Raw genomic sequence first — 12,144 nt, 5'->3', positions numbered from 1 at the left:
TTATAATTCTCCCCCACAATTTTCAAGCAAAGCCCTGCCTGTTCTACTCTTCGATATAATCAGACAGCATATCTCGCTCCAGCGGAACGTAAACCAGGGAAGGGGCCGTCTCGCCCTTGATCCAGACGTAAGCCAATTGCAGGGGATGGCGCTCTACGTACTGTTTGGCGGCTTCGACAGCGCTTGCTTGCTGGTTTGGTTTGTGCGCAGCCTGCTCCTGTTTCGGCGGCGTCTTCTGAAACCCGACAACTTGACCAGTCGCTGCTTGGACCGTAACGGTGTAGACAGGCAAGGCAGCAGCGTCATTTGCTTTGGACAACGCTTGAAAATAAATGCGGTAAGCCAGTTTGTCCTGTTCGACTTCCATGACTTGCAAGCCCGTCACTTCCGCAGCGAGGTAATGTTGCAGGAACGAAGCCGCTGTCTGTGTCGCTGCCGCAGCATCTTTGGGAGCGGTTGTCCTGTCAGAAGCAGCCGGCAGACTTTTGTACTCCAGTTCCACGACCTCTCCCGTGGAGGAAACGGTTTTTAGCGCGATGCTGCCGCCGTTCTCCAAGCGCCACCGATAGTTGCGCGTGTCCAAAAAGTCGTTCTCCGCCCGCCAGAACGTTTTTTCCACCGTCAAGCCAAACTCGCTCGCCACCAACTGCACAGCCTCGTCTTCCGTCGTCACCTTCCAGCTTGTCCGCTCGGCATCCAGCTTGTACGTTTTGCCGCGCAACGAGTCGTGTGCCTTGTCAATGCCGATCAACTGCCCGCTTTGCGCATCGAGGAAGCCCATCAGAGCCGGAGCGTAGCCACTCGTTTGCGTCCCGGCAAAATAAGGCGTCAATGCTTGGACGAGAATCGTTTCGGCCTCCGCTTTTTCGATGGCAGCAGCCGGATCAGGGAAAAGCTGCTCGCTCCATTTGCCTCCTTGAATCTGCTTGGCCGCAATTGCCTTCCCGTTGTTGCGCTCATCCAACCCGACCGTGTAATGCTCGTTGAGAAACGGAAGCCCGTTTACTTGACGCACAAAGACGTGCTGGTTTTGCTTCGGATCGGCAAGCGATTCGACCAGCTTGTACTGACGCTGCTCGGCTCCGATCAACTGTTCCAAATAGGCCGCCGCCTTTTTGGTTGCGCTGCCATCGGCTGTTGCTGCATACGGCTCGGCTGGCGCGACGGTTTGACTCGTCGGCGGGACAGTCTGCTTTCTCGTTTCTGTTCGTGTCTCTGTCGCCTTTTGCTTAGTTGGCTTCGCCTGCTGTTCCTTTTCCTGAGCAGCTTTCCCGTCCTTTTCTCGTTCCAGCTGAGAAGTTTTCTGTGCAGACGGCGGATTCACGGTTTCGTAGGAGGGCTTCGCCTGCTCCGAATTGCCAGGCAGCTCCTGTTTCACGGAAGGAAACGCCAGAGAAGTGCCCCATACAGCCAGGGCAAAAAAAGCAGCCGTCTGCAGCGTCCAGCTTGCCGTCCTGCTCATTTTGCTGCGCCTGTCCATCTCGCGCGCCTGTTTGGACAACACCCCTTGCAGCCGCTTGATTTCTTCTGTTCGCGGTGCAGGTACATTTCCGCCTAGCCGTTTCATGCGTTCGTGCAGGAACTCGTCATCTTCCCAATACATGCTTTCCCCCCTCACCTGCTGTTCGCACGTTCAACTGTTTTTGAATCAGCTTGATCGCGCGATGATAGTCCACTTTTACTTTTGATTCGGATATGCCGAGAATTTCCGCTGTTTCTTTTATGCTGCACCCTTTGATGGAACGTAAAATAATAGCCAGACGATATTTGGGCGGAAGCGCGAGAATCGCCTGTTTCAGCTCTTGGTCCCGTTCTTTTTCTACAAACAGCTCTTCCGGCAAGCCATCCTTGGCTGGCAACTCGCTGAACCACCAATCCGCAAAAAAACGTTGAAATTTCCGGCGGCGATACAGGTCGATTGCCGCATGTTTCGCTATGGAAAAAATCCATGTTTTCATCCGGACTCTTCCGTCATACCGCGGCAATGCTTGCAACACTCGTATAAAGACTTCCTGGGTGATGTCCTCGGCGTCGCTCTGATTCCCGATAAAATGATAGAGGAAATAGAAGACATCCTGGTAGTACGTGTCGACCAGGTTCGCAATCCGCTCTTCGTACGTTTCGTTCATTGGGTTTCCTCCGTCTCCCCATCCCTAAAAGGTGCGCCTGCCCGCTTCCGCGAAAGGGCAGGCACATGCTCTATCCGTAAACTATTTCCAAGGGATACTGCTTCCTGTCACGGCATCCACATATTCCTGTACACTTTCACTCTTCGCAGACTTGTACACGAGCAGCGGGTTCGGCTGGCGCTTGCCACCCAATACTGGCTCCAGATAGACCAGGCTCAGCGGATGATGTTTCAAATACTCCTTGGCTGCTTGCTCGCGCGGAACGATGTTGGCCGGATCGGGGTAGGCCACATTTGCCGGTTTGGAAAATTCACCGAACAGTCCGATCACTTTGCCCGTTTCTTTGTCGATCGTCACCTGATAAGCATGGTTTAAGACGGGCAAACCGTTTTGCGTGCGGTAAAAAGTGAAGCGGTAAGCGTTCGGGTCTTTCAGATAGGAGCTTGCATCTAACGCTACCGCTTTCGTCTCTTTGTCCAAGTAGACTTGCAGCACCTGCACGGCTGCTTTCCTCGCTGCTTCCACGGTTACTTTCTGCTTTGGCTCCACATATTGGCTCGGTTCCAGACTCACATCGATGACTTGTCCGGTTGCTGCTTTAACGGATACGTTCGCAACGAATGTTCCCTTTTTCCAGACATAGTTTTGCACCTTGCCCTCTGGCGTATCTTCCGCAGCCCGCTCCACGTAAGTAGCGTCCTCTGTGTTGAAGCCGATGATCGTTTTCAGCAATGCCGCTGCTTCCGCTTTGTCTTTTGCCGTCAAAGTCTTGCCCTGCGGCGATACGGGAAGGAGGGCACCAGAAAGATCGGGTTCATAGTAAAACTGCGAGTGCTGCGTCTCTACCGATTGTCCGGTTTTGGCATCGAGCATGCCCGACCAGGACACATGATAGGTCAGCATCATGCTCTTGCCGTCTTTTTGCAAACGATACGCAGGTGTCATCCGCTCGGCAATTGCTTTCTCGGCTTGCGCTACAGAGATGGCCTCTTCTTTCTTCGGCAAGTTTGCGGAAGACAGCGGATTGCTTGCGGCATTCGCCATCAGCCCTGACACTTCGCCGTTTCCGTTCACGCTGACGAGCAAGTTGCGCTCAAAAAACGGAATGCCGTTTACCACGAGCTGATAACTTGGTGTTCCTAGTTCTTCGGACCGTTTGGCGTCGAACTGGTAGCCTTCCGCAGCATCACCGAGCAGCTCGCGCAAAAACACGTCCGCTTTTTTCTTCTGCTCGTCGGGCGACAGCTCTTCGTCGCCTGCATCATCTGCTGCATATTCAAAGCTCTGAATGCTGCCTGTTTGCTTGTTCAAATAAATGGTCATCGCCGCCTCTTTATCTTCTTCCAGCTTTCTGCGCTCGACGACGATGACGTCACTGTCCTCATCCAGACTCACTTTTTCAACGGGCAACTGCTCCATGTACGGCAGAAGCTTTTCCAGTTTCGCGATCGTTTGCTGCGCGGCTCCCTGGGCTTGTGCTGCCGTGCTGTCGGCTGACTTCGCGCTCGCTTGAACTGCCCATGCGGGGCTTGCTGCCAAAAGGGTTGCAGCGACAATTGACATGACGGCACTGTTCCATTTTTTCATTTTCCTTGCCTCCTGAATGGTGAATGTTGTTTTTTGTTGCTCACTGCGTTATTCGCATGAGTTTGGAAAAGGTTACAAATTTTCGCAGCTTGCTCGCAAAAGCTTGTCCCAGGCAAATTCTCTGCGCGCTTCCCAGCGTCTGTGCCCGGCAGATGCCAAACCGAAAAAAACGACCTTCCACAAGGTCGTTTTGTCTATACGTACAGACTTAGTCACGATCGGCGCTAAACAAAAACAGCAGAACAACCACGACAATGATAATCCACAGAAACTCATCGTTATCGCGATCAAAAAAGCCATCGAACAGACCCATAGTGGAGTCCTCCTTTCCTTCTCGTTACAGCCTATGCAGAAGGCTAGGCACGTGTCAGCGATTGGAAGAGCCCAAAAGTAAAGGAATGTTTTAGCGCAGTCTGGCGATGAGCAAATGCGTGTAGACGGTCAGTTGCTTCGCCTCGATTTGAAAGCCGAGAGCGTCAAGCTCTGCAAGCAACCGGGAGCGATCGGCGTAAAACCGATCGTGGATTTGCATGATCGCTTCGTCTTTGCCTTCTCTGGTCAGCTCAGCGATGTGCGCCTGCCTGTGCCCTTCATCCACAAACATGAAATCCGCAATCACCAGGCGCCCTGTCGGCTTCAGTACACGGCGGCACTCCGCCAAGGCGAGCAGCTTTTGCTCATCGTCGAGATGGTGCAGCGCGTAGCTCGTCGCCACAAAATCAAAGCGATTTTCCAGAAACGGGAAGGCGAAAAAGGTGCCGAGCTTCGTTTCCATGGCAGGCAGTTTGCTGCGGCAACGGTTCAGCATTTGCGGCGACTGGTCAAAGCCACTCATGATCGCTCCCTGGCTGACCAGCCGTTTGGCGAGATTGCCTGTACCCGTGCCTGCGTCCAGTCCGATCTCCCCGTGAATCGGGCCAAGTGCGGCGACGACCTCGTCCAGCACTGTCTCGTATGATTGGTGGGCGTTAAAGCTTTGCGATTCGCTGGTGACCCAGTCGTCGTAATAGTTGGCGATCTGGTTGAAATTCCAGCGATCCACCCAGTTGTCGCGGGACTGCCGCAACCGTTTGTTCGCCTCAGCCAGCTCGAACAACTCGGCTGGATCGATCGTTTGACTGTGTCCGATCCGCTCGATCATCGCTTCTGTCGTCTGGATGACTTTGGCCATTTCCACCCATCGCGTGTACATGAAAGAGCGCTGGAGATCCAGATAATGCAGCAGACTGCCTTCCTGCTCCTTCATTTGCGAGAGCAGCTCGCGTATATCGTCAATCGACATGCCGACCTCGCGCAGCGTGATGATCGTTTGCAATCGCCATACATCTTCTTCGGTAAAATGACGATACCCGGACTCATCTGCTTTGGCTGGCTTGATCAGCTCTTTTTCTTCATAATAACGAATCGCTCTTGGCGTAATTTGCAGCCTGCGCGCCATATCATTGATCAGCATGCATTTCTCTCCCTGTCAGCTTCTTATCGGTATCATATACCTTACCGTTGCGTCAATGTACAGGGAAAAACGAAAAAAAACTGCCTGTGCGGCAGCTTTTTCTTAGCTTGCTTCTCTTGTATCCGCCTGTTAGTGGCGGGCAGGCTCGGAAATTTCCTGAAGCGCATCGCTCGCCTCATCGTGGTGTACTTGGCGGATCGCCATGTCCGCAATCGCGACAATCCCGACCAGCTTGCCGTTTTCTACGACAGGCAGGCGACGAATTTGGTGCTCAGCCATGATTTTTGCTGCTTCATCGACCGTCATGCCCGGCTGGCCGAGAACGATGTCCTTGGTCATGACGACCTCTGTCGCCGTCGAGCCTTCATGCTTCTCGGCCAGGCCGCGAATGACGATATCGCGATCCGTAATTACCCCGATCACATCGTTCTTTTCATCGACAACCGGAATGACACCGACGTTCCAGTCGCGCATTTTGCAAGCTACTTCGTACACATTATCCTTAAGCGTCACCGTTGCGACATCTTTGGTCATAATTTCGCGCAGTGTGCGGTTTTCCACTTTCGCCATCTTGTTCTCCTCCTTTTGCTGTTTGCTAATGAACGGTTGTAGTGTGTCCTCTCTGCTCTCATTTCATGCGCTGCAAAAGGGTATGATAAGATCGTGGCGGAACAGAGTTATGCATTGCGCTTCTTCCAAAAACAGACTATCATTAATAAGTGAAAATCTCACCATTTGTAGGAGGAAAAAGAATGGTTATCAAGGACACGGGGATTGGCACGAAAGAAGTTTTTTTCGCTGATCTGGAACATTACATGAGCGAACTCGGCTTTGATCGTGGCGCCTGGGATTACAAGCACGCTACATACGATTATAAAATCCAAGATAAAGGAAACGTTTACTACTTGCGCATCGAAGCAAACGTGACCGAAGGCAAGCTGGAAGATTCCCACGCTGTCCTGAAATTGGATGAGCCGTACATGGGCAAACACCTTTTCCCACACGGATTGGACTACGACTATCCAATGCCTGATTCCGTTGTAAAAACTGCCAAGCTGAAACTGCAAATGCTCGGCGAAAAGCTTTCCTCGCACTAATTTCAAAATGAAAATGTCTTGCGATACAGAGAGGTATCCCCTCTCTGTTTCACGTAGAAGGGGGTATTACCGTGAAGACGAGGGGCGTACCTGACTTCCTGCTCCTGTTTTTAACTGCCCTGATTGTCGGGTTTGGTATTACCATGGTGCTTAGCTCAAGCTCCATTTTCGCCCTGACCAGCTTCACAGCCAATGGCTGCTCCTATTGCAACGGGGACGAGCTGTATTTCGTGAAGCGGCAAATTCGCTTCCTCCTGATCGGTGTCGTCGGCATGCTGGTCGCCATGAATATTCCCTTCTCCTTTTACAAACGCAATTTCCTGCTGATTGCGATGGTGAGCTTCTTCATGCTCGTGCTCGTACTGATTCCGGGAATCGGTGTCAATATCAAGGGAGCGCGGTCCTGGTTCCAAATCGGCTCATCCAACCTGCAACCAGCAGAGTTTGCCAAGCTTGGCCTGATCTTGTACCTGGCGGCCATTCTCTCGAAAAAAGGAGAAGGTGTACGCAAACTCAAGTCAGGTTTGCTGCCGCCGCTCATGGTCACAGGTTTGTTTTTTCTCCTGATTGTCGTGCAGCCCGATCTCGGGTCCGCCGCCATTTTGCTCGGGAGTGCTCTCGTTGTGATGATCTGCGGCGGGGCCAGACTTCGTCATCTGATCGGCCTCGGCGGTCCGGTTGTCACCGTCGCCTTGCTTGCCTACATCACGACGAAGTCTCACGCCTTGAACCGGATCAACTCTTACCTCAATCCTTGGAACGATCCAAGCGGAACCGGGTACAACATCATTCAGTCGTGGATCGCCATCGCTCACGGAGGATTGTCCGGGACTGGCTTCGGGAAGAGCATCCAAAAGTATTTGTACTTGCCCGAGATGCATACCGACTTTATTTTCTCGATCATTACTGAGGAGCTTGGCTTCATCGGCGCTTCCTTGTTTTTGCTGGTTTATTTGCTGTTTTTGTTGCGCGGCATCCATATTTGCCTGCGCGTCAAAGACACGTTTGCCAGCTTGGCCGGAATCGGTGTCGTCACGATGATTGCCTTGCAGGCGATCTTGAATATCGGTGGCGTAACCGGACTGATCCCGCTGACAGGCGTGCCGCTGCCTTTTATCAGCTACGGGGGGTCATCCCTGCTCGTTTGTCTGATCTCGACAGGCTTCTTGCTGAGCGTATCACGTGAGGTCAGCCGCCAAAAGCTGGAAGAACAGATGAAAAAACAGCCGTACTCGATGTAGGGCGCCTATTCGTCCAAAGAAAAAACGGCCTGCTGCTGCGCAGGTCGTTTTTATTTGCTGATATCGACGCTCTCCACATGCACGTTGACCGCATCCACAAACAGTCCGGTCAAGCTCTCCACCGCTTCTTTCACCTTTTCTTGCAGCGTGTGGCAAACGTGATGAATTTGCGATCCGTAACGGACCGATACCCGCATGTCAATGATGACCCTGTCCTCCGTTACCGCTACCGTGATTCCTTTTGCACCGCCATTCAGCTTTTTCGCCAAATCTTGATACAAACCGCCGGATCTCACCGAAATCTCCAATACATCCTCTACTGCCACAGCGGCAATGATCGCGATCACTTGATCGGCCACTCTGATCTCGCCCAGTCTTTCAGCCATCAGGATGCCCTCCTCTTTTGACCGAATGATAACGGCTGTTCCCGTGTTATCTGATTTTTCTTTCATTATAAACAAATCATGCTTGGGCTTGGAAGGGGATTTGTTTTTTTCTCTCGGTTAATGTCGGAGCGGTGCAATGAATGTCAAGCAGTGTCAAACGATTGCTGGCGAGCGCTTGCTGCAAAGCCGGCTCCAGCTCCGCAGCGCTGCGCACCGACACGGAGTCAGCCCCGCACGCCTTGGCCCACAGGCAAAAGTCTGGATTTGTCAGCCTCACGCCGAAGGAGCCGTAGCCTTCCTGCTTCATTTTCAACTCCTCCAAGCCGAGCGTCTGGTTGTTGACGACGATCAGCGTGATCGCAAGCTGCTGCTCCACCGCCGTCATCAGCTCCGCGAGGTTCATTTGCAGTCCGCCGTCGCCTGTCACACACACGACTTGTCTGTCGGGAAAAGCGAGCTTGGCCGCAATCGCGGCTGGCAGGCCGAAGCCCATCGTGCGCCACTTCCCGGAAAACAGCGGGTACTGCCTGACAGCGCGAAATGCGCGATTAAACCAGATCGTATGCTCTCCGGTATCGAGCGCCACAATCGCGTCCTCCGCCACCATTCGCCCTACTGTATGCAATAACAACTCCGGCTTCACCGCTTCGTCGGGCGATGACGCCTTGCTGATTTGCTCATTTTCCGCCCAAAGCTGCTCATGCCAGCTCTCTACTCTCTGTTCCCAAGCTTCGCCACGCTGACGATTTTTTAAACGGGCAAGCCACAGCGGCAATACGTCCAGCAGATCGGCAGTGACGGAAAGCAGCTTCGGCTGTGCATGCATAGACGTAGCAGCATGATCGACCTGAATAATCGGCAGATGCTTCGGAATAAACTCTTTCGGAAACCAGCTCGCCCCAAAAATGACGAGCAAATCCGCTTCGTCAAGCGCTTGCAGCACCCCCTCGCTTCCCCCTTCACCCAAGCCGCCCAGCACAAGTCGATGCGACTCGTCGATGGCCCCTTTTGCCCCCAAAGACAAAACAATCCCGGCCCCAAGCTGTTCAGCGAACCGCAAGCAAAGTGCCGCCGACTGCCGCGCGCCAATCCCGAGCAAAACGAGCGGCGCTTTGGCCTGCATGATCTGGTCAGCCGCCGATTCGATCTCTACGCGATCACCCAGCACGCGCGGGATGCGTGGCAATGACGGAAGGATTGTCGCTTGCGTTTTTTCGGCAAACACATTTTTGCAAATGGACAGATGCGCGACGTCTTTTTGCTGCGTGGCGGAAACAAAAGCGCGATGGAGCACCTCGCCCACGGCATCCGGTTCAGTCACCGTCGCCTGATAGCAGCTGATCGGGCGAATCATGTCTTCCTGCGCCACATACTGCTTGTAGCCGCCCCCGAGCTTGGCTGTCTCGACTTGTCCGGTAATGGCGATGACAGGAACGCGGTCTGTATGCGCGTCCGCCAATCCATTGAGCAGATTGACAAATCCCGGCCCCATCGTCGCGGTACATACCGCCGGCTTGCCAGTCAGCTTCGCTTCCGCACTCGCCATCATCGCGGCGGCAGACTCGTGTTTGCATGCGATATATCGCAGCTCTGACTGCTTCCCCAGTGAATCCAGCCAGGCAAAAATGCCATCCCCGGCCACTCCGTAAATGCGTTTGACTCCCCATTCGGCGAGCTGCTTGGAAAGATATTGCGCCACAAGCATCGTTACTCCTCCATTTCTTCGTTAGCGAAAAGTCAATGGTAGTGTACGCATTCTCCAATATTTTACTAGGGCCTGTTGTAGAAAGTTGGAGAACCTAACAATTATCATCAGCTGATAAGCACATTCCCAAAGGAGGATCAAAAATGAAGCAGCCTGTGAAATGGCTGATCGCACTGGCAGCAGTAGCAATCGTCGTCACCACCGCCGTCATGGCTTCCCCGCTGCGTTCTGACGCATTCAGCCAACAAGTCGTCAAAGTCGGCACAGAAGGAAGCGATGTTCGCGAAATGCAATACCGTCTCAAGCATTTAGGGTTTTACACCGGAACGGTTGACGGTATTTTCGGCTGGCGCTCTTACTGGGCACTCCGCAACTTTCAGTATGAGTTTGGTTTGCCCGTAGACGGCGTTTTGGGGCCGAAAACGAAAGTGAAGCTGTACAATGCCACCAAAAACTACAAGCCAACCGCTGCGGATTTGGGCGCGTCGCAGGCAGCTCCAAGCGCACCCGCGCCAAGCAATCCGAAAAAAGAGACGTACCGCGCCGCCAACATATCAGCCAACGACTTGCGGCTGATGGCAAATGCGGTATACGGCGAATCTCGCGGCGAGCCGTACATCGGTCAGGTAGCCGTTGCGGCGGTCATCTTGAACCGGACGAAAAACCCCGCCTTCCCGAACACGCCAGCCGGAGTAATCTTCGAGCCTCGCGCGTTCACTGCCGTAGCGGACGGACAAATTTGGCTGACCCCAAACGAGCAGTCCAAAAAAGCGGTCAACGATGCGCTGAAAGGCTGGGACCCAACCGGAGGAGCCATCTACTACTTCAACCCGGACACAGCCACATCCGGCTGGATTTGGAGCCGCCCGCAAATCAAAAAAATCGGCCGGCACATCTTCTGCCGATAAGCCCGAAACACGAAAACAGGCACTACAGTCAACAAGACTGCGTGCCTGTTCCCTTTTGTCCGCAGAAACTGCGTTCATTGCGAACGCTGGGTCTGCATATGCTCTGCCATTTTGACAAAGCGCTCTTCTGATTCCGTCGTGCCGCACACTCCACACTGGATCATGTATGAGTCGCCTTTATACGGCTGATGAAAAATGTCCAGCTCCTCGCTCGACAGTTGCTGAACTACCTCGCCTGTTTGCGGGTCGAGACGCATGTAGCGCGGTACTTGCTCAATAATCGTAAAGCGCATCCGGTTTGACTTGCATGTAGGACAAAGCATCGGCTTGGTCATAAAAGCACCTCCCTGTCTTGTTTCATCGTTTAGTTTCTGTCAGAAGAGGAACTCTATACCTATCTTCCTAATTCCGCGCAGGGACCAACTTTTTGGTACAAAAAGGAAGACAATGCTGGTATGATTCAATAGGTAGGTAAGTAATTTGATTCTGCATCTGAGGTGATCACATGAATTTACGACTTTTCTTTTCGCTCGTCGGAGCATCTGTGCTGCTGGCTGCCTTCGCGCACTACTTCACAGAAAACGAGTTTTTCCAATTTGCTACCTCCGCCCTGGCGATTATTTTTCTCGCTGCCTGGCTCGGCAAATCGACGGAAAGCGTCGCGCATTACGCCGGTGACCGGATCGGCGGGTTTTTGAACGCTACTTTTGGCAACGCCGCAGAACTTATCATTGCTTTTTTCCTCGTCAAGGAAGGCTTGTTCGACATGGTCAAGGCATCGATTACCGGGGCGATTATCGGCAACATGCTCCTCGTGCTCGGACTCAGCGTGTTGCTTGGCGGACTCAAGTACAAGGAGCAAAACTTCAACAGCAGACTCGCTGGTCACAACGCTTCGCTCATGACACTGGCAATCGTCGCACTGTTTATCCCCGCCGTCTTCATGAGAGAACTGCCGCCTGTGAAAATTGAGACGCTCAGCATCGTCATCGCGATTTTGCTCATCATCGCCTACGTTCTCTGGCTGATCTTCTCCATGATTACGCACAGCGACTTTTTGTCCGATATCGAGCCGCACGAAAGCGACGCGGTCTGGTCAAAAGGCGTCTCCATCCTGATGCTCGCCATCTCGACCGTGTTTGTCGCCGTCGTCTCCGAGTGGCTTGTGCACGGCGTCCAGCACGTCTCCCATTCGCTTGGCTGGTCCGAGCTGTTCGTCGGTGCGTTCGTCATCGCCATCATCGGAAACGCCGCCGAGCACAGTGCTGCCCTGTTGCTCGCCATGAAAGGACGGATCGGCGCTGCCGTGGAAATCGCCATCGGCTCCAGCCTGCAAATCGCGCTGTTCGTGGCGCCCACACTCGTTTTGGTCAGCCTGTTGCTCGGCAATCCGATGGACATCGTGTTTACGCCATTTGAACTGGCCGCCATCGGAGTCGCCACGTTCATTACGATCTCGATCACGAAAGACGGAGCGACCAACTGGTTCGAAGGGGTGCTTTTGCTTACGGTGTACATTATTTTGGGTACAGCCTTTTTCTTCGCTTGACGAGAGATCGCGCATAACGTTCGTCGTTCCCCGTAACGGGAATCTAGGAAAAGTCAGCTTCACTGAAAAAAGGAGTGCATGCGGCAGTT

Annotated in this window: 11 protein-coding genes and 1 pseudogene; 4 read left to right on the top strand and 8 right to left on the bottom strand. The window is 53.2% G+C overall.

The window, feature by feature from the left end:
• Positions 1-43: 43 nt before the first annotated feature.
• From HP435_RS11685 to HP435_RS11665, 5 genes are all read right to left on the bottom strand, one after another.
• Positions 44-1,603 carry a hypothetical protein gene (locus HP435_RS11685; protein ID WP_173599174.1) on the bottom strand — a complete coding sequence of 520 codons (1,560 nt, stop codon included), beginning with the start codon at positions 1,601-1,603 and terminating at the stop codon, positions 44-46.
• The gene (locus HP435_RS11680) at positions 1,587-2,129 is read right to left on the bottom strand and encodes an RNA polymerase sigma factor (RefSeq protein ID WP_173599175.1); all 543 of its coding nucleotides are present in this window, start codon (positions 2,127-2,129) and stop codon (positions 1,587-1,589) included. The genes HP435_RS11685 and HP435_RS11680 overlap by 17 nt, the downstream gene beginning before the upstream one ends.
• A gap of 81 nt (positions 2,130-2,210) precedes the next feature.
• Positions 2,211-3,716, bottom strand: coding sequence for a YcdB/YcdC domain-containing protein (locus tag HP435_RS11675; RefSeq protein WP_173599176.1), 1,506 nt, complete (start codon positions 3,714-3,716; stop codon positions 2,211-2,213).
• Positions 3,717-4,119: 403 nt separating this feature from the next.
• Positions 4,120-5,169, bottom strand: a complete 1,050-nt coding sequence (locus HP435_RS11670) for a MerR family transcriptional regulator (protein WP_122965783.1) — start codon at positions 5,167-5,169, stop codon at positions 4,120-4,122.
• 129 nt (positions 5,170-5,298) lie between these two features.
• Positions 5,299-5,739: a CBS domain-containing protein gene (locus HP435_RS11665; RefSeq protein ID WP_063230771.1), complete on the bottom strand. Its 441-nt coding sequence runs from the start codon at positions 5,737-5,739 to the stop codon at positions 5,299-5,301.
• Positions 5,740-5,921: 182 nt separating this feature from the next.
• On the opposite strand from HP435_RS11665, the gene HP435_RS11660 reads away from it, so the two are divergent.
• Positions 5,922-6,266 (top strand): YugN family protein, encoded by a 345-nt coding sequence (locus HP435_RS11660; protein WP_063230770.1) that lies wholly within the window; start codon positions 5,922-5,924, stop codon positions 6,264-6,266.
• Between the two features lie 71 nt (positions 6,267-6,337).
• Entirely contained in the window at positions 6,338-7,507 is a 1,170-nt protein-coding gene (ftsW, locus tag HP435_RS11655; RefSeq protein ID WP_122965782.1) for a putative lipid II flippase FtsW, read from the top strand.
• A gap of 50 nt (positions 7,508-7,557) precedes the next feature.
• Here the strand turns inward: ftsW and HP435_RS11650 are convergent, their stop codons facing one another.
• Complete coding sequence (locus tag HP435_RS11650; protein ID WP_122965781.1) at positions 7,558-7,893, bottom strand: Asp23/Gls24 family envelope stress response protein; 336 nt, start codon at positions 7,891-7,893, stop codon at positions 7,558-7,560.
• A 76-nt stretch (positions 7,894-7,969) separates the two neighbouring features.
• The gene (locus HP435_RS11645) at positions 7,970-9,598 is read right to left on the bottom strand and encodes a thiamine pyrophosphate-binding protein (protein ID WP_173599177.1); all 1,629 of its coding nucleotides are present in this window, start codon (positions 9,596-9,598) and stop codon (positions 7,970-7,972) included.
• A gap of 257 nt (positions 9,599-9,855) precedes the next feature.
• Between HP435_RS11645 and sleB the strand changes: the two are divergent.
• A pseudogene (gene sleB / locus HP435_RS11640) lies at positions 9,856-10,506 on the top strand (spore cortex-lytic enzyme); the annotation flags it as partial.
• A gap of 74 nt (positions 10,507-10,580) precedes the next feature.
• On the opposite strand, the gene HP435_RS11635 reads toward sleB, so the two are convergent.
• Complete coding sequence (locus tag HP435_RS11635) at positions 10,581-10,841, bottom strand: hypothetical protein (RefSeq protein WP_122965778.1); 261 nt, start codon at positions 10,839-10,841, stop codon at positions 10,581-10,583.
• 170 nt (positions 10,842-11,011) lie between these two features.
• On the opposite strand from HP435_RS11635, the gene cax reads away from it, so the two are divergent.
• A complete protein-coding gene (cax, locus tag HP435_RS11630) occupies positions 11,012-12,055 on the top strand; it encodes a calcium/proton exchanger (protein ID WP_063230764.1) in 1,044 nt (347 codons plus the stop codon).
• Positions 12,056-12,144: the final 89 nt, after the last annotated feature.

This window comes from Brevibacillus sp. HD3.3A (assembly GCF_013284375.2).
In the GTDB taxonomy this organism is placed as follows: Bacteria; Bacillota; Bacilli; order Brevibacillales; family Brevibacillaceae; genus Brevibacillus; species Brevibacillus parabrevis.
The sequence above is the reverse complement of the archived record's forward strand: the minus strand, read 5'-3'. Positions and strand labels throughout refer to the sequence as shown.